Genomic DNA, 26,486 nt, shown 5'->3' with positions numbered 1-26,486 from the left:
TATAACAGGAAACTTCAGAAAGTCCATTTGTTCAATAGATTATTTTACAGAACGTTTCCGCCTATGTCATTAAGAAAAAAATAACAACTTCTTAACAGTGGCTTATTTCTGTATTCCTAACATTGGAAGTTAAATAGACACGACAAAACGAAAAAAGTAAGACATCACCTAAACAGTATTAATTCAACCTATACGATGAGAAAACAATTTGTATGGCTAGCCTTCTATGGTCTAGCGTTATCTATTTCCCCCACCCTTTCCCTCTCAGCATCCAAACAGACATCAAAATTCATGCAATCACAGCAAAATGTGTCTGGTCGGGTGGTCGCCGCAAACGGAAGGCCCATCTCAGGCGCCACAGTATCACTGAATGGTACACAAACGAGCACCACAACGGATGGCGACGGACATTTTTCGATTCAAGCGAAACAAGGACAGCAACTTAGAATTACCCATGTCAGTTACCAGTCTACGGAGATCACCGTTCAACAGACGAGTTTTATCGTTACCCTTCAAGATATACAAGGTGCGTTGGACGAGGTCGTCGTGGTCGGCTATGGAAAACAGTCCAAGGCTGATGTCACTGGCGCACTTACCCAGTTAAAAGCAGATGATATCCGCCAAGGTATGCCTATTTCTGTAGATAACATGTTGCAAGGAAAGGTGTCTGGAGTTCGCATTGCGCAATCCAGTGGTGAACCCGGCGCGGGCTTAGATGTATTTATACGCGGCGTCGGGTCCATCCGGAGCGGGAGCACCCCGTTGTTTGTTGTGGACGGTATCCCGTTGAGTAATGAAAATGTGAGCGCAGCATCTCCAGACTTTGGGCTGGGAAGCACACAGGCAAAAAATCCACTTAATTTTCTGAACACGAGCGACATCGATGCTATTACGGTTCTAAAAGATGCGTCTGCCACGGCGATATACGGTGCACGTGGAAGTAATGGGGTCGTACTAATCACGACAAAATCTGGAAAAAATATGGAGCCTTCCCTTACCTATGATGGCTCCGTGGGCAGCTCTTCGGTCATCAAAAAACTCGACCTACTGACTGCCAGTGAGTACAGAAATGCGCTGCTGGATGAGGCTTACGATCATGGAGGCAATACCGATTGGCAGGATGTTATTTTCCGAAAAGGGGTTAACCAGAACCACAACCTATCGTTTGCCAAATCCACGGGTTCTGGAAATTACCTAGGTTCACTTTCCCGAATGACACAAGAAGGCATTGTACAGAACAGTGACTTTAAGCGTACTACCGGTCGATTGAATGCCGAAGAATCCTTCTTCGATAACAAACGTTTACGGATAAAAATGAACCTAACCGCGAGCGACATTAACGAAACGGGAATTCCCAACGGAAGCTCAGCGGGTTCCGATGGCCAGGTCATCATCCACGCTCTTATGGCTAACCCGACCCGTACAGTCCGGGACGAAAATGGAGATTTTACTAATTTCAATATGAATGCTCATTATAATCCCGCCTACCTACTGGATATCTACGAGGACAAGACCAACACGTTCCGTGTACTCGGGAATATCGAGGCCTCTTTCCGTATCATCGAAGGTTTGGACTACCGCATCAATTATGGATTGGATAAGTCGACATCTGAACGCAGCACCACCATATACCCCAACATGACCGATAGACGTCCCAAGGGTGCTTATATGCAGAACAACCTGAATGCACTGACGACACTCCTCGATCAATTTTTGACCTATAACTTTGCCACTGGTAAGCATACGTTTGAGACACTTGCTGGGTTCTCCTACCAACAATTTTCCTTCGCAGGAACAGCGTTCGGTATGGAAGGCATAGCAGAAAAGGGGGAGGGTGTCGCCCCAGAGCACAACCCCGGCTACCTCGGGACGCCACTAAGTCCGAGCGGCTACGCACAGAAAAACGAACTTCAATCCTATTTTGGCCGAGCCAATTATAACTATGACAACCGCTATCTACTCACAGCATCCCTCCGTGCAGACGGTTCAACGCGTTTTGGCACGGATCAAAAATATGGATATTTCCCTTCTTTTGCCATAGGATGGAATATGGCCAATGAGCCATTTATGGAACCGTTGTCTGCTATTCGCGAATTAAAGATCCGCGGAAGTTGGGGGCAAACGGGAAACCAAGAGGTGCCGAACAAAATTACACAAGCCAGCTATTCGCTGGATCCAAGCGCAGGATATTACCTGTACGATGACCTTGGTTTAGTGAACGGTGTGACCGTGAACCGGACCGCAAATCCAGGCCTCAAATGGGAAGTCGTCGAACAGTTTAATGTCGGAGCCGACTTCGACCTGTGGAATGGTCTATTGTACGGGTCGATCGAATACTACAACAAAAAAACCAAAGACCCCATCCTCAATATCCCGGCAGCTCCCCTGAGCCCAACAACGACCGTCTGGAAAAATGTTGAAGCACAATTGATTAATAAAGGGTTCGAATTCATGTTGGGAACACGGCTTTTTTCTACAGACGACTTCCAGTGGAACCTTGACGTCAACGGATCGACATTGTCCAACGTCATTAAAGACCTGCCCGTTTCGGAACTCTATTCCGGAAGTATTTCCGGCCCCGGCTTATCTGGCGTGACCGCCAATATTTACAAAAACGGATATGAAGCTGGATCCTTTTTTATGTTAAAGCATATAGGATATGATCAAGAAGGTAATGACCTCTTTGAAGACATCAATGGCGATGGCACCGTGAATACGGCTGACCGCCAAATTTTCGAAGGGGCTATTCCAAACTTTAACTTCGGCGTAAACAACCAACTTCGATATAAGGGGGTTGATTTCGCTTTCTCACTTATCGGGCAAACCGGAGGCTACCTTGTGAACAACACAGCTTTAGACTTAAACATAAACAGCTTGGCTTCAGACCGCAACGTACTTGCCAAATTTCAGCAAGATGGAGCAAACCCTAACAATGCCGTTCAACTGTCTTCCCTGTATTTGGAAAAATCGGATTTTATCCGGTTGAATAATGTCCAACTGGGATATACCATTCCCAAACAACTGATCAAATTTATGAAGTCCTGTCGCGTTTACGTGAGCGCGCAAAATCTGCTCACCATTTCAGATTATTCCGGCTACGATCCGTTAGTCAATACGATGAAAGCCGTCGGCGGTAATCAATCTTTAGGGATCGACTATACGACCTACCCTGCCGCAAAATCAGTTCTATTCGGTGCTACTTTAAAATTCTAATTATGATAACGATCATCTCAAAAATAAAAAATAGATATATCCTACAAACTGTTTTGGGTGCGCTGCTCGCGGTTGCCACAGCTAGTTGCACTGACCTACAGGAAGAAGTAATTGACGAAGTGCTAGGATCTGCACATGCAAATCCTGAAAATGCATTAGCTGCTGCATATGGACAAATGGCCAGCTCCACCTTCGTAGATCACGGAAATGTCTTCGGCTTACAGGAGTATAGCACCGACGAAGCTTTGCTTCCAACGCGCGGGAGTGATTGGGGAGATGGCGGCAAGTGGCGCGCCATTCATGAATTTACATGGGCGGCGGATAACGCAGTCGTCACAAGTACTTGGAACAACCTAAATAGCGGGATAACCAAGTCGCTCACTGCGATCGCTGCTATTGAGGCACAAGACTTTGCAAACAAGGAACTATTTCTTGCAGAAGCTAAAGGACTATTGGCCTTTTACACTTTTCATACGCTCGATCTCTTTGGACAGGCTCCGTATCGTACACCGAGTGATCCCGACGCGCCGCTAGAAATTCGCAAAGCGGAGTCGTCAATCGACGCACTTATTCAGGAGGTTGAGTCCTTGTTGCCCAAGTTGGCATCAGTCAACGAAAATTCAACGCACAACGGGAGGTTCACCAAAGAGGCCGGGCATGCTCTGCTCGCAGATATGTACCTCAATCGCGCTGTTTTTAAGGATCGGTACGCCTCGACATTTAACTTCAACGAGCCAGCCGTTGGAGGCACAGGCACTGACATGGATAAAGTTATTGAACATACGTCTGTACTTATAAACGACAACCGGTTTCAGCTGGAAGAAAATTACTTTCGGAACTTTGACATCGATAATGACAATGGCTCTGAGCTCATCTTTGTCGTCAAACAAGACATCAACACACAGCGAAGCAGCGACAATGATTTTGCATACATGCCGATGGAGCGGAACCAAAAGCCGTCGCCCGCGAACCGCGGTACCAACGCGACATGCATCACGCCCGAGTTTTACGAAACTTGGGCAAATAATCACGATGACCCTCGTTTTCATCGTCATTATAGATATGCAGACGGTACGTGGTTTATGAACAATGGAACAGACGTCAGCGTACCCGCAAACAGCATTGTGCCGAACAGCAACAACCTTCCCTGGTTCCACTTTAATCGAGGGATACAATCTGGACAGCAATATGGACCCAAATTGCTGTCTAGTGGTGATTTTGAACGAACCTCTGACGGACGTATCAAAATCAGTATGCTCTACTGTGAGAAAAATACATCCCTTCCGATGGATTTTACACCAGCGCTTAACTTTGACAATCCTCGCCAATCAGTTTTCACACAGGCACAAATCAATCGCGGAGCGCGTGTGTTTAAATACGAATTTGACCCGGAAAGAGATAATGGTAGCTCCCACGTCGACATCCCTTTGTACCGTCTGGGTGGCATCTATTGTATGCGGGCCGAGGCGTATTTCAGGAGAGGCAATACGGCCGAAGCACTCGCAGATGTTAACATTTTGCGTACCTCTAGAAAACGAGAATCGCTGTTTAACAACGCGCCCGGAAAGCCTATCTCCGCACTGACAGAAATGACGCTGCTTCGAGAGACCGGCTTTGAATTGTACTGGGAAATGTACCGACGTAAGGCCTTGATTCGATTCGGCAAATTTAATGCCGGGGGGTCCGTGCGCCCCGTTTCGGAGAACACGCGCCGAATCTATCCGATCCCGCAGACCACACTTGATGCCTCTGCTGCGTTTGAACAGAACGAAGGGTATTGATAAACCTTACATATAGCTAAAAGCTGTACATTAACAGGGCAAGTCGATGAACTTGCCCTGTTGTTTGTTTCTGTGTACTGAATACCTTAAGGACAACTGATATTTCTACTATTCCTGCGGGGTAATCCTTAGTTCTCTCTTTCGATCAACAGGCTCATTTAAAAAATATTCAGAAATGACTTTCTAGCGCCGCTCATCAAGAGCCGCGAATGTAGTTGGCGACTCGACCGTTTTTACGAAAAAAAAACGGAGCGATACAGATCACCACCGGGCGGTTAACTAAGGTGATTAAAGGGTGTTATTGTGCAAGTTAATAAGCCATAAAATACTTAGCTGATTGAACACTAGTTTTTTGTGCTTGAACACCTGCTGCAGCGTTGCAAGCGCTTTAGAACGCGCAAAATATACCATGTTCGCCGTCGTTCCGAGTTCCTCACAAATCTCTTGGGTATTCTTCCCTTCCATAAAAGACAATTGGAAAATTTTGGCTTGCTGTGTCGGTAGCTTCTCGATTTCCTGGACGACTAAAGCAATCACCTCTGTATAAATTATTTTGGTCAGGATATCCTGATTCTCATCCTGCAGATCGTCCAGCAAAGCGTCGTCTTGATAGCTTATATGCCTATGCTGCCGAAGATGATCCAAACAGCCATTCTTCACCACGAGGTAGAGAAAAGATTTGATACTTTCCACCGCGTGGAAGTTTTCTCGACGCTCCCAAAGTTTTACAAAAGCATCGGAAACTATTTCCGAAATCGCTTCCCGGTCTTTGACAATTTTAAATGCAAAAAAATGTAACGGTTGGGCATATGCATCCATGAAGAAACTGAGGGCTTTCTCTTTACCGATCTGCAAATCAGCAACCTGTCTGTCGAACGTCTTCATGTAGAGTCAATAGGTCTATGTTTGTGGCTATAACAAACTTAAGAGTAATTCTATAAAAATAAAAATGGTACTGACAGTTTATTTTTAATATGATGAACCAAAAGGACGCTATATCATCAAGAAAGCGCCAAAAAGTATTTGGCGCTTTTTATATCGCAGGACGTGGCGTTACTCCGCCTTGAACACCCAAAACCAAGCGGTTCCCCAGGCGCCAACTCCGGGCTCTGGGTAGGAAAGCACCATCCGCTCATTATTTAATATCAGAATATCGTACTCATATACCGGTTTACCCTCCTCATTGGGCGATTTTCCACAAAGGACAGTAACTCCTTTTGTGGTTAATTTCCCCTTGGCCCACACAGTACCGTCTTCTAGAGTGATCTTTTTAGTCATATCAAAAACAAAAGATCCTGTTTCTGTTTGCCCGTTTGATTTCACCTTGGATAGCTTGGCCCCACGCAAGGAGAAAACCATTTTTGCACCTACGCCTTCTCCAGTAGCCTGACCGTCTATTTCCGGTTCTTTCAATGTCCACCAAGCCGGCGCTGTACTGGCCATATACCCTCCATTCCCCCAAACCGCAGGTTGATCTGTATCCCAAACCCAGTTCTTTTCCCCACCATCCGTCAAGTACCCCCACTCCAAAGGTACCTCAAAATACAATTCGTCGACTTGAACAGGCACAACTTTTGAAATCTCCGTACCATCCGGATTTTTTCCTGTGAAAACAATGTCGTTTTGACCTGTGACAACGAGCAAAACCGTATCTGTTTTCTTTCGGGTTACACCAATACCATAATCCCAAGAAGAAAGTACCGGGCTTTTATTGTCCAAAACCACCTTGTTCGTTTTCTTTCCGTTAATAACAAGCGGTGTTGCCGTAATGTCAAGCTCGTCCGCCGTAATGCCACCGCCAATGTCAAGCCTATCTTCTATAGGCTGACAGCTGACAAATACCATACTACTTATCAGTGCGATGATGTATATACCGATTCGATTCATGTGATTAAAAATTAAAATTACCATCCAGGGAATTCCGCTTCTGGTGTTCCCCACCCTTTATTTTGAACCATTACTCCTTCAGACAACTGAATTTGCGCCTCGGGAAGCGCCCAAAAACCTCCAGTAGCTTCGTACCTCGCCCGATACCCTCCTCCAAAAGCTTTCATTTTCGTATCGATGCCTTTGTTTTTGATATCGACTCCTTCCTGCGCAGCCAGAGCCGCAGCCGCATCGCCCCAGCGCATCAGATCGAAATATCTCAATCCCTCAAAAGCCAACTCCCAACGACGTTCTCTTTTTAGAGCGGCCAAAGAATACCCAACAGCAGGCAATTTCACCCGTGCACGAACTCGATTTAAATTGGTCGCATCCTCTTTTAGCTCCGCATGCATCAGTAACACGTCCGCAAATCGTATTAGGACCAAGTCCTGCATGTGACTGCGTTGCATATCGTCAATGGCCTCATCAGCGAGTACCGCATAAGAATTTAATAATACGCCCTCACTATACGCACGGATGGGTATGTATTTCTTCTGCCAAAGTCCCGTTTCTTCCATTTGGTTATCCGCACCGTAGATGTAATCTTCCACATCGGTATCTCCGTTCAGGATCGAACCCGTACGCCGGATGTCCGTGGGTTCTGCTTGTCGCCAGGCATTCCACAATTGTGTATTAACCGGTCCTGCCCCCCAGCCTGCACCAAAAGGAAAGGTAGAGGCACCACCATTGTTGGACCGCAACCCAAAGTGCAACACATACTGATTGGAATAACCCAGTTGAAAATCCGTACCCCAGTCTACCGAAATACCGAATTTGACAGCGAATACAGTTTCCTTGTTACCATCTCCCTCCCACTTTAAGTTATTATCCTTGACGTAATCGTAATCCGCAGCAGTGTAGGTATTGGTATATGGCCATAGGTTACGGAAATCACTCACCAGGTCGTGTCCACTATTTGCAATACAATCGTCCAACCAGGCAATAACTTGAGCCTTTTCAATCGAACCGCCGCCAACAACAGGAAGAGATGTCTTACTGTAGTACCCTGTATAGAACAAAAACACGCGGGCCATTAACGCTTCGGCCGCCCACTTGGTTGCATGCCCAGAAACGGTGTTCGTATAAGAGGTCGCTGGCATAAGGCGAATCGCCTCCTGTAAGTCAAACGCGATCTGCGCATAGGTCTCTTCAGCCGGAGTTTTTGGCAAATTTTGAGCCTCCACGCCGGTAACAAGGGGCACTTCGCCAAACATTTGCGAGAGCTCGAAATAAAAAAGTGCCCGCAAAAAATAAACTTCTCCTTTAAGCTGGTTTTCCTGTGCCTCACTTTCCCAGCCTTCTATTTGATCAAAGTTAAACAGCGCGGTATTGGCGCGATAGATGCCTTGGTAACGCGCGATCCAATATGGCTCAAACCGGCTCGACTTCGTGTTCATCAAGTGATCTAGCCCCTGCATATCTTTGTCATTTTCACCCCCCCCTCCGAACCGGTCGTCCGAAGCCAGTTCAGCCGCATAGAAATGCGTATGTTGCGGGTTAGAAATTGCAGCACTTAATGTCGAATAAATTCCCGTAACCATTTGGTTCGCGTCTTCTACAGTCCGTGGAAAGTTTCCTGTATTTTTCTTCGTATAATCCTCCGAGTCCAAAAAGCTTTCGCACCCCGTGAGTACAAGAAGCAGACTTAATATATAAAAATGTCGTTTCATGGTTGTTTCGTTAAAATTTGAGATTCAAGCCTACTAGATAAGTTCGCGGACTCGGATAAAATCCAAGGTCGATACCCGAGACCCAAGACTCGTCGTACCCATAACCGATTTCCGGATCCATACCCGAGTACCCTGTAAAGGTGTACAGATTTTGCGCCGTGAAGTAGATACGGGCCTGTCCAAAAGGAATTTTTGGGAAACATGATTTCAGATCGTAACCCAATGTAATGTTCTGGATCTTCACGAAATCCGCATCTTCGATATAGATGTCTGAGATGTACTGGTTGTTGGTATGAGCCCCCATCGTCAAGCGCGGATAGCGATTTGACGTTCCTTCACCGTGCCAACGCTGGAAAACCTCCGTTGTAAAATTCTGCAAAGGCGAATCGGCAAATGATCGGTACGATTTTGCGATCTGATGTCCAAAGGCACCAAACGCAGTCACGCCAAGATCCAATCCTTTATAACCTACCGTCAGATTCAGCCCGCCAGTAAAATCCGGATGTGGATTCCCAATCATGATCTTATCATCGTTGGTTATGGCGCCGTCTCCATTACGGTCTACGAAAATAACATCCCCCGGCTGCGCTGTAGATAACACGCCAAGTCCCTGATTCTTGTAAGCTTCGATCTGTTCTTGGTTCTGAAAAATACCACCCGTCTGATAACCGTAGAAATAACCGATTGGATAACCAACTTGCGCCCGGTACATTTCGGTCGTACCCTGGCTCAACACATTTTCTTGACCATGAATGATTCCTTCACTATTCGCAATCTTTTTTATCTCATTTTTATTGTATGCACCATTTAAACTCACCCCATATCGAAAATCATTGATTTGATCGTTCCACGTCAGCCCGAGCTCGACGCCTTGGTTTTCAACGTCTCCTCCGTTGATAAATGGCGCATTGGTACCATGTATAGCCAAGGTGGGTGCCACGACTAACCAGTCTTTTGTTGTCTTTTTATACCAATCAAATGTCCAAGCCAAACGATTGTTGGCAAAACGGGCATCGAAACCAATATCCAATTGCTCAGAGGTCTCCCATTTGATGTCCGAATTTGGCAAGATGTCGGGATACCCCCCCGTTTGAAGCGATCCTTTGTTGTTTCCAAAGTAATACCCATTCTGCGTGTCGAAGGCTACGGTGGCTAAATACTGCCAGCTGTCAATCGCTTGGTTGCCGTTCTGCCCCCAGCTCGCCCGTAACTTGAAAAAGTCAAGCCAATTTTGCGTGTTTTCCATAAAGGATTCATTGCTCACCACCCAGCCCGCTGCCACGGATGGAAAATAACCCCACCGGTTATCAGGCGCGAAATTGGAAGATCCATCCGCCCGGAAAATAAGCGTGGCCATATAGGTTTCATTGAAATTGTAGTTCAACCGACCAAAAAAGGATGCCAAGGATCCTTCCGGCCAAGGTGCTCCTGACAAAATTGTAAGCCCTTCGGCTACCCCCTTCGTATTGGTGATCCACGCGTTCTTCCAGGATCCGGGAAAAATAGAATTGGAGTTCGTAGCACTTAAATCCGATCCCATGCCCCATTTCTCGATGGACTGCCCAACGACTGCGTCAAAATGATGCCCGCCGCCAACTTGCCAGAGATAAGACAACGTGTTCTGGAAAGTCGTGCTATAGCCGTTTCCATGATTCTGCTGCACATCGTCCTGCGGATTACTGTTCGTAGTTGACAAAGTAAAGATTGGCGTATATTGTCGATACGAAGACGCATTCATTTTGTAGCCGAACGTGCTCTTGAATTTAAGATTTTCGATAGGTTGAATTTCTACCGAGGCATTAGCAAAAAGCGCGTGGCTGTTACTGATATTCTGCCCGCGCCGATAAACCATATCGGCGATTGGATTGGCCGTCGCTCCGTCTAAACTCCAACCATCCGCAATTTTACTGGCCTGATCATAATATCCTCCAGCTTCGTTAAGAACCGGCATCAGCGGATTTCCAATCAGCATATTATGGATGTCATTCCAGTAAATATTTCCAATACCAATACCCGATTCCTTGGTGTAAGAATACGTCAAATTCTCGCCAATGGTAATAACATTGAAATCGTCATTCTTTAGTAAGACGTGCTCGGAATTAAGCCGAAAGTTATGTCTTTTTGAATTCGGTTGTACAGGCTTGCCAAAGATTCCATCTTGTTCAGAAAAGGAATATCCAAGGGTAAACCGGGACTGTTCATTCCCGCCATTTAGGTTAATAGCATGATTTTGCGTTAATGCATTATCGTTCTGTATCTCCTTGAGCCAGTTGGTCCCGTTCCACGTGCCATCCATAATCTGTTGATATTGTTTTGGTATGATCGTCGCCCAGTCGTATGGAGCTTGTCCTTCGTTAAACCGGATCTCATTCTGAATAGTCATGTACTCCTTCGCGTTTAACAACGAAGGCAATCTGTATGGGTTCTGCCATCCGACAAAAGCATCATAGCTAAACGACAGTTTGCCGGCTTTCCCTTGCTTTGTCGTCACCAGTACAACACCGTTTGCCGCCCGCGACCCGTATATTGCCGCAGATGCAGCATCTTTCAATATATCGACGGATTCAATATCCGAAGGATTAAGGGTATTGATATCCCCCCCTGGGATCCCGTCGATCACATAAAGGGGCGATGAATTTCCAATAGTACCCAAACCCCGAATCGTTACCTTGAAATTCTCTCCGGGCATACCTGAAGACTGGGTGATCTGTACGCCGGGGGCTTGGCTTTGCAATGCCCCCATTACACTGGACGTACTCAATTTCTGCAAGTCCTCCCCTTTTACCTGTACGGAGGCCCCCGTAGTGAGTTTTTTCTTCTGTGTACCGTATCCGATCACCACGACTTCGTCAAGATCTCCCGAAGTAGCTTTTAAGACTACAGGCAGTACCTCGCGGTTGCCGACCCGAATTTCTGCCTTAAAATAACCTACGTAACTGACCAGCAAAATATCCTCTGAAGGATTTAAGGTAATACTAAAGTGCCCTTGCGCATCGGTAGTTGTCCCTTTCGTCGTACCGGGAACCAATACCGATGCCCCTTGAATCGGACTCCCCTGTTCATCTGTGACCGTACCATGAATGTTACGTTCTTGTTTGGCCAACAGTGTATTTGCCGACGCTGGTCCATGTGTTATCCTCCGCAGGATAATGGTTCCGTCCGAAATTTCCCAAGATATCGCTTTGTCTTTAAAAAGCACGGTCAGGGCTTTTTCTAATGGGAGTTGTTTAATATCTGCCGTCATACGCGTGGTGGCAATGTCCTTTCCATTCAGAAGAAAAGGCATTCCACTTTGCTTCTGCACGGACCGCATGACGCTGACCAAGGGTAAATTGACCGCTTTTACGGAAATCTGCTGAGCAAATCCGCTGGCGTAGATTTTAAAAACACTCAGGACTGTAAGTAGGATGGTTAGTTTCATGTGTAGTATCCAACGCTTAGTGTGTGCCCCGCTTCTGTCAAGGCCATAGTCATTCTGTTGTATAAAAATCATATTTTTGTACAATTAGGATTTAAAGTGAATGCATGTTTATTATCGGTAATAGCGTGTTTCAAGAAATCCGCCATGGCCGGATTAGGGTGTGCTAGACCCTATCCGGTCTCTTTTTTTTATCCGGCGACTAGGTCGGATAGGTGATGTTCGATGTGTTCATGTTTTTCTCTGTTTAGTATTTATTATTGGATAACGACCAGTTGAGGACCGGTCTTTTGTTGTTTAAGTTGGAACTTTACACCGCTTTTTTCCAAGATACGAAGCACTTCCTCTAAGTTTTTATCTCGACCGATTTCGCCGTAAAAATACGTTGGTGCAGGTGCGCCCCGGTACGTAATATCAATAGCGTACCAACGGCCAATAGCTTTCATTAGTTCGCGCAGTTCCGTCTCATTAAACAAAAACTTATTGTCTTTCCAGGCAACAAAGCTCTCCACATCCACAGTTTTCTTTTCGATCCCGTTAGCTGTGCAAACCGTCTGCTCATTAGGACGCAATTGGATCCGACGACTTCCTGCTTCGACGGTTACCGAGCCTTCGACCAAGGTCGTGATCTCCTGGCTATCGTCGCGGTAAGCGGTGATATTGAACGCCGTTCCAGTCACCTCGACCCGCTGATTTTTACTGTGTACCGTAAAGGGTATGTTCCGATTGTTCACCCGTTGCTTGGCGACCTCAAAATACGCCTCCCCTTCTAACTCTACCTCACGGCTCTCGTTATTGAAGACGCACGGATAGCTTAGCTTGGACGATGAATTTAACCACACGCGACTTCCATCCGACAACGTGACAGTATATTTTCCTCCTTTGGGAACCTGTATGGTGGCGGAGAGTCGGCTAAGGTTCGCTTTATCCTCTTCCAGAAGCGGCGTTCCGTCGGAATATATAAACTGGTCATCCAGTACAATCCCTTCTTTGTCGCTTCGTAGATCTATTTTTTTTCCGTTCGATAAGATGAGCTCAGCTTTATTTGTGCCTGCCTTAATATGGCTAATGTTCAGTTCGCCACTGGACGCAGCCTGATGTCTCCACAACATATAGCCAAACACGGAAATTAGCAGCAACGCCGCCGCCGCAACCGAATACGCTCCAAAAGAAAATCGGTGCAGATTTTTTCGGCGTACCGGTGTTTGCCGGATCTTTTGCCATGTCTGCTCCTTAAACTGGACGGACCATTGGGCGTCACGCTCTTCTTGCAGATTCATCCAAACTAACGCATCTTCAAAAAGCTCTTTTTCGTCGACCACCTTTTTAAACAGCACCTCATTTTCAACACGTTCCATTCGCCAACGATCCAGCAAATAGGTCTCCTGCTCACTAATGTCGCCTGCGATGTATCGCTTGATTAACTGCGCTATTTCTGTTGTATCCATAACGAATTTATACCGGTTAGTAGCTGTATAACGAAATGCTTAGCAAAATCTTAGTAACTTTTTCACTTTTTTTTCTCGGGCAGTACGTAAATCGCTAACATAGCGTGTCTTTATAATAAAGCCGTATAAAAATGATGCTTCAAACCGAACAAGCTTATAAAATTGCAAACTTGCACGAATTGTCTACCGAGGAGATACTGGAAGGTATCAACGAAGCCGATCAATCTGTAGCTCTTTGTATTTCGCAGCGCCTCCACGATATACAGAGCGTTGTTGATGTTATTGTTACGAGTATCCGCGGAGGAGGCCGCGTTTTCTACATTGGTGCCGGCACAAGCGGCAGATTAGGTGTATTAGATTCCTCGGAATGCCCACCCACCTTTGGCGTGGATCCAACGCTCATACAAGGAGTCATTGCAGGTGGCGATGCAGCATTACGTCAGGCTGTTGAATATGCGGAAGATGACACCACTGCAGGGTGGCTCAAATTGCAAGAATCTGGGATAACGAACAAAGACATCGTCATCGGTATTTCAGCATCTGGGCATACGCCTTATGTACTCGCTACACTAAAAAATGCTGTTAAAAATGGTATATTAACCGGGTGTATTGTTTGTAACGATAATTCACCGATCCAACAGATGTCCCAATATCCCATAGTGATCCCCACAGGACCTGAAATCATCGCCGGTTCAACACGGATGAAAGCGGGAACGGCACAAAAAATGGTGTTGAATATGATCAGTACAACTGTCATGATACGACTAGGCCGGGTAAAAGGGAACAAAATGGTCGATATGGAATTAAAGAATAACAAGCTCTATAATCGAGCCGTCCGGATGGTGATGGAAGAGACGGGTTGCACAGAGATAATAGCTCGTCAATTAATCGAAAAATACAAAAGTGTCCGTCAAAGCATCGCCTGCTTTCAAGTAGATTGCGAGAAGTAGACCAATATGCCTATCGACGAAAAAATTATGCAGACATTAATTACACGGCTGACCAACGGGGACGAAGCCGCGTTTAAGCAATTGCATGGCCTGTTGTTCAAGCCGCTATACCACTACGCCCTCATGTTGCTAAAAACGAGAGAGACCGCCGAAGAAGCTACAGCAGATGTCTTTGTCAAGTTATGGTTGACACGAGAGCAGTTGACTCACGTCAACCATCCACAGCTCTATATCTTTAGGTCATTGAAAAATATTTGTCTCAATAAGCTGCGCACCGAGAAAAACAAAAGTGCAACCCTCATCCCACTCGAACATCAAGATATACAGAGTGATTCTGCAGGACCAATTGAATTGGTACATAACAAAGAGCTTGAGGAATTTTTAACCGCAACGGTAGCAGCGCTTCCTGAACAAAGACGCCTTGCATTTACCATGATCAAAGATCAGGGAATGAAAAATAAAGATGTCGCAGAACTATTGGGTATCTCTCCGCGCACCGTGGAGAACCATGTATATAAAGCAATCAAACAATTGGCTGCGCATATCGAGATCTACTTGGAGAAAGATCCGCGAGCCAAGCGAAAGGGTAAACATTTCTTTTCCCTCTTTTTTTAAATCCTATGGCACAAGATATGAGCAAAGACGACTTTTTATTGCTGTTATCGAAGAAGCTGACTGATCGTCTCGATCAACAAGAGCTACTCGATTACCACATATACCTTGCTAATCATCCAGAATATCAAGAGATCGTAACGACCTTAGACGATTTTTTTCGCGCAGAACAGCAACCTATATCCGATCTGGAACAAGAACTTCATTTGGAGAAAATATACGACCGTATCGGTCGTCCGCACCGCAGTAAACGCGGATACAAACGTGTTTTACAACTAACTATCGGAATAGCCGCATGCCTACTTCTTTTCTTTATCTGGAATAATACCCGCAAACAGGAGTTGGACACCATACAGCCCCCGATCACTTTTCAAGAAATAAGCAGTCCGAAAAAAAACTATCTCGTCGCCTTAGAAGACGGGACGACAGTAATCTTGGATCAAGACGCTACCTTGTTCTTCAACACCGCGTTCGGAAGCAAATCCCGATTGGCCCGATTGGAAGGCAACGCTCAGTTCGATGTGGCTACAGATGCAGAAATGCCCATGCGTATTGATCTCAAAAACTGGGACATCGTCGTCAAAGGAACATCGTTCAATATCTTTCAAGATAAAACTTCAGGTCATTACGAACTCCAACTGTTCGAGGGAAAAGTTGAAATTGCGTCTAAAAACAATGCTCGCCCCCTCTTACTGGTCAAACCTAAACACAAGGTCAAATGGACAGCAACAAGTACACAGCCCCATGATTTCCATATGTCCAAAATGACAGATGATGAGCTTTATACCAAACAACAGCAGTACAGGGATAGTCTGATTTTTAAAAACGTGGCGTTTAAGGATCTTGCGGTCAAGATTAAGGATCGTTATAAGAAAACCTTGATTTTTAAAAATCAGAACATCGCTCGTAAGCGATATACCGGTATCATCTCCAATATACGCCTGGAAGAGCTATTGTACGTGTTAAGCATCGGCAACTCCTTTAACTATGAAATAAGAGATAGCATCGTCATTATAAAGTAGATCTGATTATCCTAGCCGTATAGATATGTATAAAATGCTTTTTTTAAATATGATATGCGTATTCATCGCACTATCGATTTATGGGCAGACGCGTACAGTCAAGCTTGAAAAGGGGCGATACGCGATTAAAGAAATACTGGCATCCATCCAAACGCAGCACCAAGTGATTATCTTCTACAGCGACGATGTGGTACTGGACAACATGCACTTTCAGGTCGACCAAGCGAATATGCCGCTAACACGCTTATTTGCAGAGATGCTCCGTCCCTATAACTTAGGAGTCAAAAACCTTAATAATAGCGTATTTGCGGTATTTTCGGAGTCGTCTTCCTTCTCCGAGACCAAGGATACCATTGCAGGACTTGTCTTGGATACACTAGGCGGGGCGGTCGAGTTTGCTAGCATTCGGTTGTTCGACCAAAACAAACGTCTTATTGCTATTTACAATACCGATCAGAATGGAACGTTCTTCATCACCGACCAACTGGAAAATGATAAAAACTATCACGTGCAGATTTCCGCACTCGGCTTTAAAAGAAAAGAAATACACTATAGGCATCCCGACACAGAGGTTTTGCGTAAAATATCTTTAAGCCACGATCAGATTCAGTTACAGGCTGTTGAGGTGAATGCCAAGCGCAGGCCATTCGAACGGATAGCCGACCGATTGATTGTACAGGTGGAAGGCTCGGTTTTGGAAAATGGACTTTCAACGCTGGAAATATTGCAACGCTCCCCGGGAATATGGATAGATCCCAACGGGAATATTCGGCTGCGGGGCAATCAACATGTACAGGTTATGATAAATGACCTCGTGCAGCGCATGTCCTCAGAGCAGCTCGCTGAGTATCTGAGGAATCTGCCTTCAGAAAGTATCAGTAAAATAGAAATCATACCGAATCCGGCAGCAGAGTATGAAGCGTCGGGTACGGCCGGCATCATACGGATTATATTACGAAAAAACAGTTTGGATGGCTTCCGCGCCAACCTCCTCGCTCGATATCTTCAACAGGTCCACGATCCCTACTACAACGTCGGAACCATTATGGATTTTAAGAAAAACCGGTTATTTCTAACAGCGGTGGCTGGCTATCTGAGAAACGATGAATATATCTATGCATCAAACGATATCAGATACGCAGACAGCTCAACGTATAACAGCTTCACCGACCGCTACCGAGAAAGCAAAACGTATAATGGCAGGCTTACGGCTATCTATGATGTAGCCAAGAATCAGAGCTTGGGATTTCAGGCCATATTATCCAAAAACCGAACCGATCAGGATTTCTATACCGACAACACGCATTTCCTAAAACAAGATACGTTGTTCAAACAAACGTACAACAATTGGTTAACCAAGCCATCTCAATTTTCTTCTACCCTGAATTACAGCTGGAAGCGGGATTCCCTAGGCTCGTCACTCAAATTCCTTGCTGATTATGTTCGCAATCAGCATCAAGAAGAAAACCATTATACTCTCCAAAACAAAGAAAGTCTAGTGCGCGAACAATACATCAATTATTCGCCGAGTAAAACACGTATCTATAGTTTGCAAACCGATTGGATGCAGTATTACAAAACCTCCTTCAATTGGTTGGCTGGAGTCAAGTTTATCGGAACACAACGAGACAACGAAGTAATTCGAAAGAATTTTCTGAATACAGAATGGGTAACAGATCCAGGGTTAAGTAACGAATTCAGGTACAGCGAAAACTTGATCATGGGATACGTAGCATTCAACTACAAAAAGAACAAAAGCTCAGCGAAATTGGGTTTACGGGCCGAACAGACTCACGTAAACGCGCGATCCCTTACCTCAACAGAACGGATACAGCAAGACTACCTCAATCTTTTCCCTTCTGTTTTTTTACAGCATGAGGTGGGTAACCAGCATGCGCTCTTTGTAAATTATGCCAAACGGATCAACCGTCCTTCTTTTAAAAACCTTAATCCCTATACGTTGCAGATCGACGACTTTATCCTCCTAAAAGGAAATGCAGACCTTAAACCGGAAATAGCCCATCGAGTGGAAACTGGAATACAATTGAGAAACAACATGTCCATCGACATATTTTTCAGTTACACCGAAGACAAAATCTTCCTATTCACAGAAACGGAGAACAATAAAACACTCGTTTATCAATCTAGAAATTTTCCGTATAGCATGGATTTCGGCACAAATATGTTTATCCCCTGGAAGTTATACACCTGGTGGACGGGTCAGACCAACGCTATGTGGTATAGAAATGTGTTCCAAATGAAAGATACAAAGCTGAATCAACAGACGTCGGAAATTGGTATTGCTCAGTTTTGGAAGGTAAAAAAATGGTTTGATGCGAGTCTATATCTCGGATATACCTCGCCACGAACAGCGGCAAATACCAAATATGCCGATCAATTCTACACCTCGATAACATTGTCGAAACGCATAGCCAAGGACAAGGGAAAGATAACACTGCTCTTCAATGATCTATTCAATACCGCGAGAGAACGGGAATGGACATCACGCAATGGCGCCTTTGTTGATTTCTATCAAAAAAGACCCACGCGTACATTCGGGCTTTCGTTTTCCTACTTAATCACAAAAGGTAAAAAGCTTGACGATAAGAAAGTAGAAGAAAGCACCAAGGAAGTCAAAATCCGGGCAAACTGAGTGATTTTTTAGAATTTCCAATATCGCTCGTCAATTCCTTATACTGTTTTTTACGAAAAGAGATTCAATTTTTTCCGCCAACCACTCTCGCATGATATTTACCCATCACCATTAAGTCAATACTCATTGTCGGCAGATCCTTTAAAATAAAAAAGTCAGTGAGTAAAATACCCTCTTTTACCGTCCATGGGAGTAGTAAACAGAAAACTCAGCGTCAACAGAAATGTAACCACCGAAATAAACCGACTAAAATCCAATCTGTTGATTCTAAAAAAAGTGATCCGCCCAAGTCCAGTCATTATCTCTATAGCTCCTATAAAATTTGCATCCATCAAGATCATATAGAGCAATTAATCAAATGTTCTAACTATCGCTCTTGCCGCTTCTGTAGTAATCAAAACAATTGGTTTTTCCGAAACGAACTTTCTTACTTGGACAAGTTCCCCGCAGGCATCTGTATGCGTGCGATCCGGAATCATCTCCCCGATTAACAGTCGGTTAATATCTTCCGCTCTGGCGGGGTATCCCTAGACGTCATCGATTGACTTTGCGTACACCATGTTGGTAATAAAGAGCATACACGGCATTTATTACTATTTTATCATTTCTTATTGTTTTAGTGGGATAAAGGCTGATTCTAAAAAGCGGTAATAGTGCCTCCTGTGTGTGTCTTGAAGAAAAGACTGAAATGTGCAAGACTGATAAAACCCAGTTGATATCACCAACTTATCGCTGTAGCGTGGATAGCGTTTAGCTTCCAATATAATCCTATTCTGTATAAGGCTGGAAGGATACGGAAACCGGAGTAGGCGAATACATTGGAGAGCGTCTTGAACGACTTACTGAACAAGTTTCTCGCGTTATTTTATACTATAAAAATAGTAACCAAATAGCTTTTTCATTTTTTTTTCATAATCCACGGTTAGCTTTGATTTATAATCAAAAAATATGAAAAGTTTAAGCTTATTAGCTATTGGTTTGCTGCTAGGTACAGCGAGCATAGCGCAAGAAGTAAAGAGCCAAAATCGCTCTACCCAAAAGGCAACGATGACGGCAAACAACAATACCTCGAAAAAGTCCGCCGAAGCCTCAGGAAATACGCAAACAGACATCGAGCTTAAACAGACGGCTGAAGGTGTCCACCCGCGCAATCGAGGGGCTGAAATCAGTGAATTGACCAAAAGCGTGGATGGATCTGCTACCGGAAAAACCGTAAGCGATGTAGCTTCTTCCCTTACGGTTCAGCCAAAAGCCGAACAGGCGGATAACCATGGCGCTGTGGTTAGCACAACCGCAACAGCAGAACTCGGCTCTGATGTAAAGGGAACAGCGGTAAGTGCGGTAGCTTCGTCAGTAGGCCAAGTGCAGTCGGCTGCAAACACAGCAGTCAAGAATGTTGACGTAGCCACCCAAACAGCGGTAAAAGCCGTGCCGGCAGTGAAAGCTCAAGTCAACACCAATACAAAAGTTGATGTTAAACCGGTGAATGTCCGGACGAACACTAAAATTCGCACGGCTGTAAACATCAAATAAACGAACAAAAGATGTAACTTTGGGTCGAGGCCTCGACCCAAAGTTTTGATAATTAAGAGAAAACAATGTTTTGCAAAGTATGGATAACAGGGTTATGTGTATGGGCTGTATCGACCAGTATCGCCGCCACGCCAGCTCGCATAGTAGCATACACCATGCCCCCCATGCTTCAGGATACCACCGGCCGATCAGACACGCGGCAACAGCAGAAATCACCAGAAAAAACCAACGGAGCCGAACCCGTAAAAGAAACAGCAGGGCAAACCGTAGAAAAGGTGATCAAAGTTGTTCCGAAGGCACGAAACCAACAGATTCCACGACCGGTTATTCCGCGGATTAACCACGTAGCTCCCGGTGTAAAGGTAAAGGTGAAAACCAATGTCAAAACGAAAATCAACATCAAACTTTAAGCTAATCTTTCATGAAAGCGCTATACTTTTTGACGCTGGCCTTCGCGTCTGCCCTCGTAGCCGACAGCGTCCCATGCCTTGCACAGACTGCCGACAGCATCACACGAAAAACAACGTTTACGTGGTCGACGCTACTGAGTAATAATGCTAATTATTATGGACAGGCAGCGACAGAACGACTACCCTTCGCTTACACGGATCTTCGCATGCGCACCGCGGTTGGATGGTATGTCTCAGCTGGTGGATACCAGCTATTGAAGGAGGGTGCTTTTCCTTCCGAATGGCATGTCGGAACGGGCCTCGACTTCAGCATCGGTAAACAGATCTCGCTAAATGTCGGTTACACCCGTTCCTTCTATAGCGACGATTCGCCCCTTCTTCAAGCGTCCAATCCGAATAGTATCTCCGCCGAAATCGGATTTAACCACCTGTTTCAGACGGATTTGGAAGGCGACTACAACTTTGGTAAGGAAAACGACTTTTTTACAACCCTTACCAATAGCAAAGTGGTTCCTCTGCATAGCTTTACCGACAAGGATCTACTTTATGTAAAGCCAAGCGTTGCTTTGACAGCGGGCACACAACGCTATTACACCACCTATTTGGAAGAAAAAAAACGCCGATTTGGGTTACCCGATCTCTTAGGTAATAAAATACTCCCTAACGAACAGGAGCCGGAATATGACGAAACAACCGTACAGTCTACCGATTTCAAAATGCTGTCCTACAATTTTCAGGTTCCATTAATCTGGCAATACCGCAGCAGTGCCATATTGCTGTCCTACCAGTTATCCATATTGGGCAAAGATGTCTCCGCGGAACAAAGGCATAATTCGTTTCTTAATGTAGGTTATTTTTATCAATTTTAACGGCAAGCGACTGGCAAATAGATGAAAGTACTGATCATAGAGGACGAGCCCGAATTGGCGAAGGAGATCACGGATTTCCTGACTACGGAGCGGTACGACTGTCAAATTAGCGCAACTTTCCGTAATGCCACGACGCTACTGCGTGATCGTTTTTTTGATACCATTGTGCTGGATCTTGGCCTACCGGATGGGGATGGCCTAGAACTCCTCAAACTAATCAAAACCGACCATCCAGATAGTTCAGTCGTCATCGTATCGGCTCGAGGAGCGCTGGACGATCGTATTCGAGGCTTACGTAGCGGCGCAGACGACTATCTGCCAAAGCCATTTTCCTTAGCAGAATTACACGTCCGTCTACTCGCCATCCATCGCCGACGATTTGGCCATACCGCACAACCGTTACAGGTTGGCGAGTTTCAGATCGACATCGAAAACCGAACGGTTCATCATCGCGAAAACGAAATTCCACTCTTTAAGAAAGAATTTGATCTCTTAAGCTACCTGTTGCTCAATAGGAACCGGCCACTCAGCCGAGCACAATTGTACGAACATGTATGGGGTGATCTGAGTTTCCCGAGCAGCGATTCGAACTATATCGACGTACATATTAAGAACATTCGAAAGAAACTCTCGGCCTATGCTCCTGCACCATGGCTGCAGTCCGTCCGAGGCATCGGCTATAAAATCGTGGCACCGTGAAATTGAACACCAAGCTTACGCTCTATTTTACAGCGTCCAAGTTATTAATCTTTGGATTCTTCCTCGCTATTTTACCCCCCGTTTTTCAGTGGTACTCCCGCTACACCATCGATAAGTTCTTGCATGTCCAGGAGAACAAAGTATTCGACAATATCCGGCAAAATGGGATGGAATACTACCTGCAGGGTGAACAGAGCTATGGAAGTTATACCATGCTAAAAGAAGACTACATTGCCATTCAAGCCACCCTTGGAGACACGTCCAACCCACAACAGGGCAATATCAACAATCAACGGCGCATTGTAGATACCGACACGCTCGATTACCGCATCTTACATCGATATTTTGAAGCAGACGGAAAGACGTATTTATTGGAAATTGGCCGTTCGCAAGACAGTATCTCCCTCTATGCAGACATTCTGCAACAGGTCGCATTAGGTATTTTGATGATCTTGCTGCTTCTTACTGTTTCCATCGATTACTTCTATGGTCGACATCTCTTAGCCCCACTACAACGCATTATCCGAAGGAGGCTTACAGAGCAACGATTCCCTTTTGACCTGAATTTTCAACCCATTCCGACCACAACGAAAGATTTCCGTTTGCTTGATGAACGACTGTGCGAACTTATGAGGAGGGCCACACTTGCCTATACCCGCGAAAAAGATTTCACCGCCAATGCATCGCACGAACTACTCACTCCGATCAGTATCCTGCGCAGCAAAATGGAAAACGTACTCGCACAACCGAATGTTCCCGTTGCTGTTCAAGAACGTCTGTTTGCATCCTTGCAAACACTCGAGCGTCTAAACCGAATTGTAAAAACATTACTTTTTTTAGCACGAGTCGATAGCGGACAATATCAGCGTACACAACGTGTTTTCATTGCCCCGTTGCTGGAAAAGATCGCGCAGGAGCTTGATCCTCTCTTCGAAGAGAAAAAAATCAAGCTTACGTTGCAGGTTCCTCGCGATCTGTGTTTGGACAACCAGCACGAAGAATTGCTCTTCCACTTGTTTTATAACTTAATGAATAACGCCATTGCATACAACCGATCTGGAGGTTGGATAAAGGTTAGCCATACGACAGAAGGAACACCGCAAGGTATCGTCATCGCTGATAACGGTAAGGGCATGACACCGTCCGAGGTCGAACAACTTTTCCACCGCTTTAAAAGTACACAACCTACAGGCAATGGATTAGGGATGTCGATCGTTAAAGGCATTGCTGATTTTCTGAAAATCGATATCTCCGTGCAATCCGCGCCCAATAAGGGGACAAGAATCGTGTTACAATTCGATTCTTTTTCGTAAAATTAAGAAAGAAAAATTGTTTAGACTGACTCGTTTATTGCACAGATAACCACGATGTTGCTAATAAATTTTCTTAAAGAGAAGCGACCCCACGCTTTCGCTAGCTCGCTTCTCCTAAATGTCCGGTATTCATATCCTAACCGAGCCCTAGTAAGCCCCGTTAAGAATCTCCAATGCAGTATAGGATCTTACCCGTTCAAGGACCTGCCACATGGATTCCCCTCCCAAAGTGCGTCGATCTTCCACGTTTACACTTCTATCCTTTGTCCATTTTAAACCACCTTTGATGCTGTTCATATCTACATCAGATAAAACACAACTTTTTTTCTGTAAATCTTTCATAGCGAATACTTAAATATGAGTAACTAATTTGCAGAAAAAGTAAAGTATAATGGCAGAAGATGAATATTCGTATAGAATTGATTTAATATTCGACCGTGATCGTTCAAATATTTGCTTTCGCTTTCCTGTGCGAAACGGATATCTTCAGCTGTCAAAAAAGAATTACCTTCGCAATTTCTTTCCGTTTTCTTCAACGTTTCCAAACATTAGATTCCGATCCGTCCGGATTCGTTCCTCTCTAGCTACCTGCCGGAATGATTGTAATTGGGGCCGTAATAATTTTAATGTTTTGCTAGAATATTTTTGCCATGAAAAGCATCCTGATTACTTACGTGGGGGCTTTTCCAGTATTTATGAAGACAAGTTTGAATACGTTTTCTAAAAAGGCGTATTAAAAAGATCTGCTTACTCCGACAATTCCCTACCTGAAAAACACGTCTTTGATCAGAAACAAGTCCAATTTAATATCTATCATGGACTCCCTCATGGATTGGGCTACCCTACTTCCTATGGGAGAAAATATATACGTAAAGCTTCATGTAGAATTGGATAAAGTGGATTCTATACTACAGATATATGGTCACGGCGACATATTTAATCAAGAAGCACTGCGAATAGCTCTGTTATTGAAAGGCCTGTCTGTGACCTATAAACGAGGGAGAATTGCTTCATAATTCCATGTTTTTATCGTTTGTCTTACGAAATACAGCAGCAGTTCAGTTCCTTTAAAGAGCTGAAAAGACAGTCAATCCTCTGCTCGTTTTTACGGCAGCATTCGAAATACAACGCAATGAAAAATTTACAGGCACATTGTACGCCTATACGTGGAAACATAACCACACTACTACAGTAGTTTCTCTGTCGACTGGTCGATTACTCATGTGTTGCTAAAGCCTAGAAGTTTTACAACTCCGCATGGAAGTTTCATTAGGCAAGCAATATTCCCTTTACTTTTAGATAACGTATCCCTCGACATTTGATCGTAATAGAATTCGGCTTACATACATCGATAACAGCACGCCTCTATCATTTGGAAGTTTTTAGTACCTTGGTATCAACGGACTTATTCCTCTTTAAGGAATACGGCCATTGGCTATTATTCTAAATATAAAACGAATGTAATTCGTCTCTATTATTCTTATCTTGGGGCCTATTCCAATATCTAGAATACAACTTAGGTTTAAATCACTAGCTACATATTATGATCAGAAACATAGTTCTAAGCGCAATATTTTTCTCAATTTATCCTTTGGCACATGCTCAAATAGCGGCTGATGTAAAACTGTTTATTGAAAGGTCCTTCGAATTTATTGATTCCAATACAATTAATACCCAAAATATCGATAGCATAAAGAACTGGCTTTATACAAATTCTGCAAATAGTAATTCAGTAGATGATGTTGCCCCTTTATATACAGAAGTTTTTAAGCGCTTAAATGACCATCATGGCAACTTACAGTATAAAGACAAGACCTACGGCTGGAAGGTCCCCCTGAAAAACGCGAATGCGTATATCAAAAAAAGGCTGACGGAGGAAAAATCGGTTATGAGTATGGTGCTAAAAGGAGAGTATGGCTATCTTCGAATTCCGGGAAATACCGATTATGCATTTAAAAAGGTGGATAGTATTGCTTCCGATATTGTGGATCATATCAATAAGATTAATTCTCCGAATATTAAGGGCTGGATTATTGATCTCAGGTGTAATACTGGTGGAAATATGTATCCTATGATGCTAGGGTTAAAAGATTTTATTGGTGATGAAGTTGTTTTTGGTGGTTTTCAGAACGCAAAAGGGAAGCCCACAGGTAAGTGGGAGATAGTAAGTGGTAACATGTTAATTGACGGGATTTATTTACAGCGCACCTCTCATTTAAATAGATCCATACCTTCTACCGTTCCCTTGGCTATATTGACCAGTTCGTACACGGCAAGTGCTGGCGAGATGACGGCTATTTCTTTAATAGGACGTCCCCATACGATTGTGATAGGAGAGACAACCGCTAACTATATTACCGCTGTGCAGGGTTTTAAAATCAATGTGAATGCTGCTATCAATCTATCCACAGATTATGTAGTCGATAGGAATAAAAAGGTTTATACAAACAGTATCGTTCCAGATAGGGAAGTAGTAGGCGGCGACAACTTTGACGAAATGCTAAAGGATGAAAAAATAAATATGGCTCTTAATATTTTAGAAAAGAAAGAGTTTTATGATAACTGACGCGGGAGTGGTGCCGTCTTTCGTTTTCTAAAACACGATATAGTTCCTCTAAATTACCCGTATGGGAATTTACTCGATACATTTTACATTTGTACCTGATTTTGCAATAAAAAAATTTAAAGTTCCAATAACAGAGAGTTTTCCTCTTGTAAATTGAACTTTTCCAACACCAGCTCCATCCTTTATGATTAAGATAGAATCGCTATCAATTTGATAATTATCAATAAGCGAAATAATTCGATTTGCTCCATACACTGGATAAATTCCATTTTCATTGTGTCGGCTTCCCCCAATTAAGACTGCGTAATTTTACAAAATTCTCATCAAATTACCCTAAACCTAAAAGCCCTAACACGCCTGTTTATCGCCTTCAAAAGCCGAAAGAGCAGCATATTCCGTTGGT

General features: G+C 44.3%; 19 protein-coding genes. 13 read left to right on the top strand and 6 right to left on the bottom strand.

The window, feature by feature from the left end; translation table 11 throughout:
* Positions 1-195: 195 nt before the first annotated feature.
* On the top strand, positions 196-3,213 hold the full coding sequence (locus ACFSR5_RS15870; RefSeq protein WP_380905442.1) for a SusC/RagA family TonB-linked outer membrane protein: 3,018 nt from the start codon (positions 196-198) through the stop codon (positions 3,211-3,213).
* A 2-nt stretch (positions 3,214-3,215) separates the two neighbouring features.
* Positions 3,216-4,994, top strand: coding sequence for a RagB/SusD family nutrient uptake outer membrane protein (locus ACFSR5_RS15865; RefSeq protein ID WP_380905441.1), 1,779 nt, complete (start codon positions 3,216-3,218; stop codon positions 4,992-4,994).
* Positions 4,995-5,282: 288 nt separating this feature from the next.
* Here the strand turns inward: ACFSR5_RS15865 and ACFSR5_RS15860 are convergent, their stop codons facing one another.
* From ACFSR5_RS15860 to ACFSR5_RS15840, 5 genes are all read right to left on the bottom strand, one after another.
* Complete coding sequence (locus ACFSR5_RS15860; protein WP_380905440.1) at positions 5,283-5,879, bottom strand: RNA polymerase sigma factor; 597 nt, start codon at positions 5,877-5,879, stop codon at positions 5,283-5,285.
* Between the two features lie 168 nt (positions 5,880-6,047).
* The gene (locus ACFSR5_RS15855; RefSeq protein ID WP_380905439.1) at positions 6,048-6,881 is read right to left on the bottom strand and encodes a hypothetical protein; all 834 of its coding nucleotides are present in this window, start codon (positions 6,879-6,881) and stop codon (positions 6,048-6,050) included.
* 17 nt (positions 6,882-6,898) lie between these two features.
* Positions 6,899-8,590 (bottom strand): RagB/SusD family nutrient uptake outer membrane protein, encoded by a 1,692-nt coding sequence (locus ACFSR5_RS15850; RefSeq protein WP_380905438.1) that lies wholly within the window; start codon positions 8,588-8,590, stop codon positions 6,899-6,901.
* A gap of 10 nt (positions 8,591-8,600) precedes the next feature.
* The gene (locus ACFSR5_RS15845; protein ID WP_380905437.1) at positions 8,601-12,083 is read right to left on the bottom strand and encodes a TonB-dependent receptor; all 3,483 of its coding nucleotides are present in this window, start codon (positions 12,081-12,083) and stop codon (positions 8,601-8,603) included.
* A gap of 182 nt (positions 12,084-12,265) precedes the next feature.
* Positions 12,266-13,456, bottom strand: a complete 1,191-nt coding sequence (locus tag ACFSR5_RS15840) for a FecR family protein (RefSeq protein WP_380905436.1) — start codon at positions 13,454-13,456, stop codon at positions 12,266-12,268.
* A 131-nt stretch (positions 13,457-13,587) separates the two neighbouring features.
* On the opposite strand from ACFSR5_RS15840, the gene murQ reads away from it, so the two are divergent.
* The 9 genes from murQ (at position 13,588) to ACFSR5_RS15790 (ending at position 23,517) form a co-directional block, all read left to right on the top strand.
* Positions 13,588-14,406, top strand: a complete 819-nt coding sequence (gene murQ / locus ACFSR5_RS15835) for an N-acetylmuramic acid 6-phosphate etherase (protein WP_380905435.1) — start codon at positions 13,588-13,590, stop codon at positions 14,404-14,406.
* A 27-nt stretch (positions 14,407-14,433) separates the two neighbouring features.
* Positions 14,434-15,021, top strand: coding sequence for an RNA polymerase sigma-70 factor (locus ACFSR5_RS15830; protein ID WP_380905434.1), 588 nt, complete (start codon positions 14,434-14,436; stop codon positions 15,019-15,021).
* Positions 15,022-15,026: 5 nt separating this feature from the next.
* Entirely contained in the window at positions 15,027-16,040 is a 1,014-nt protein-coding gene (locus tag ACFSR5_RS15825; protein WP_380905433.1) for a FecR family protein, read from the top strand.
* Between the two features lie 49 nt (positions 16,041-16,089).
* Positions 16,090-18,693: a TonB-dependent receptor domain-containing protein gene (locus tag ACFSR5_RS15820; RefSeq protein ID WP_380905432.1), complete on the top strand. Its 2,604-nt coding sequence runs from the start codon at positions 16,090-16,092 to the stop codon at positions 18,691-18,693.
* 948 nt (positions 18,694-19,641) lie between these two features.
* Positions 19,642-20,226 carry a hypothetical protein gene (locus ACFSR5_RS15810; protein WP_380905431.1) on the top strand — a complete coding sequence of 195 codons (585 nt, stop codon included), beginning with the start codon at positions 19,642-19,644 and terminating at the stop codon, positions 20,224-20,226.
* A 65-nt stretch (positions 20,227-20,291) separates the two neighbouring features.
* Complete coding sequence (locus ACFSR5_RS15805; RefSeq protein ID WP_380905430.1) at positions 20,292-20,636, top strand: hypothetical protein; 345 nt, start codon at positions 20,292-20,294, stop codon at positions 20,634-20,636.
* 11 nt (positions 20,637-20,647) lie between these two features.
* Positions 20,648-21,505, top strand: a complete 858-nt coding sequence (locus ACFSR5_RS15800; protein WP_380905429.1) for a hypothetical protein — start codon at positions 20,648-20,650, stop codon at positions 21,503-21,505.
* A gap of 21 nt (positions 21,506-21,526) precedes the next feature.
* The gene (locus ACFSR5_RS15795; protein ID WP_380905428.1) at positions 21,527-22,204 is read left to right on the top strand and encodes a response regulator transcription factor; all 678 of its coding nucleotides are present in this window, start codon (positions 21,527-21,529) and stop codon (positions 22,202-22,204) included.
* Positions 22,201-23,517 (top strand): sensor histidine kinase, encoded by a 1,317-nt coding sequence (locus ACFSR5_RS15790; RefSeq protein WP_380905427.1) that lies wholly within the window; start codon positions 22,201-22,203, stop codon positions 23,515-23,517. Before ACFSR5_RS15795 ends, ACFSR5_RS15790 begins: the two co-directional genes overlap by 4 nt.
* Before the next feature lie 147 nt (positions 23,518-23,664).
* On the opposite strand, the gene ACFSR5_RS15785 is transcribed toward ACFSR5_RS15790, so the two are convergent.
* Entirely contained in the window at positions 23,665-23,859 is a 195-nt protein-coding gene (locus tag ACFSR5_RS15785) for a hypothetical protein (RefSeq protein WP_380905426.1), read from the bottom strand.
* A 440-nt stretch (positions 23,860-24,299) separates the two neighbouring features.
* Between ACFSR5_RS15785 and ACFSR5_RS15780 the strand changes: the two genes are divergently transcribed.
* Positions 24,300-24,533 (top strand): hypothetical protein, encoded by a 234-nt coding sequence (locus ACFSR5_RS15780; RefSeq protein ID WP_380905425.1) that lies wholly within the window; start codon positions 24,300-24,302, stop codon positions 24,531-24,533.
* A 527-nt stretch (positions 24,534-25,060) separates the two neighbouring features.
* Complete coding sequence (locus ACFSR5_RS15775) at positions 25,061-26,083, top strand: S41 family peptidase (RefSeq protein ID WP_380905424.1); 1,023 nt, start codon at positions 25,061-25,063, stop codon at positions 26,081-26,083.
* The last annotated feature ends 403 nt before the right edge of the window (positions 26,084-26,486 follow it).

This window comes from Sphingobacterium suaedae (assembly GCF_042684625.1).
In the GTDB taxonomy this organism is placed as follows: domain Bacteria; phylum Bacteroidota; class Bacteroidia; order Sphingobacteriales; family Sphingobacteriaceae; genus Sphingobacterium; species Sphingobacterium suaedae.
Note: the sequence above shows the minus strand (reverse complement) of the source record. Positions and strands in the feature narration are given on the sequence as shown.

Coding starts and splice junctions, on each gene's coding strand:
- ACFSR5_RS15870 (WP_380905442.1), top strand. CDS start 196: ATGAGAAAACAATTTGTATGGCTAGCCTTCTATGGTCTAGCGTTATCT.
- ACFSR5_RS15865 (WP_380905441.1), top strand. CDS start 3,216: ATGATAACGATCATCTCAAAAATAAAAAATAGATATATCCTACAAACT.
- ACFSR5_RS15860 (WP_380905440.1), bottom strand. CDS start 5,879: ATGAAGACGTTCGACAGACAGGTTGCTGATTTGCAGATCGGTAAAGAG.
- ACFSR5_RS15855 (WP_380905439.1), bottom strand. CDS start 6,881: ATGAATCGAATCGGTATATACATCATCGCACTGATAAGTAGTATGGTA.
- ACFSR5_RS15850 (WP_380905438.1), bottom strand. CDS start 8,590: ATGAAACGACATTTTTATATATTAAGTCTGCTTCTTGTACTCACGGGG.
- ACFSR5_RS15845 (WP_380905437.1), bottom strand. CDS start 12,083: ATGATTTTTATACAACAGAATGACTATGGCCTTGACAGAAGCGGGGCA.
- ACFSR5_RS15840 (WP_380905436.1), bottom strand. CDS start 13,456: ATGGATACAACAGAAATAGCGCAGTTAATCAAGCGATACATCGCAGGC.
- murQ (WP_380905435.1), top strand. CDS start 13,588: ATGATGCTTCAAACCGAACAAGCTTATAAAATTGCAAACTTGCACGAA.
- ACFSR5_RS15830 (WP_380905434.1), top strand. CDS start 14,434: ATGCAGACATTAATTACACGGCTGACCAACGGGGACGAAGCCGCGTTT.
- ACFSR5_RS15825 (WP_380905433.1), top strand. CDS start 15,027: ATGGCACAAGATATGAGCAAAGACGACTTTTTATTGCTGTTATCGAAG.
- ACFSR5_RS15820 (WP_380905432.1), top strand. CDS start 16,090: ATGATATGCGTATTCATCGCACTATCGATTTATGGGCAGACGCGTACA.
- ACFSR5_RS15810 (WP_380905431.1), top strand. CDS start 19,642: ATGAAAAGTTTAAGCTTATTAGCTATTGGTTTGCTGCTAGGTACAGCG.
- ACFSR5_RS15805 (WP_380905430.1), top strand. CDS start 20,292: ATGTTTTGCAAAGTATGGATAACAGGGTTATGTGTATGGGCTGTATCG.
- ACFSR5_RS15800 (WP_380905429.1), top strand. CDS start 20,648: ATGAAAGCGCTATACTTTTTGACGCTGGCCTTCGCGTCTGCCCTCGTA.
- ACFSR5_RS15795 (WP_380905428.1), top strand. CDS start 21,527: ATGAAAGTACTGATCATAGAGGACGAGCCCGAATTGGCGAAGGAGATC.
- ACFSR5_RS15785 (WP_380905426.1), bottom strand. CDS start 23,859: ATGAAAGATTTACAGAAAAAAAGTTGTGTTTTATCTGATGTAGATATG.
- ACFSR5_RS15775 (WP_380905424.1), top strand. CDS start 25,061: ATGATCAGAAACATAGTTCTAAGCGCAATATTTTTCTCAATTTATCCT.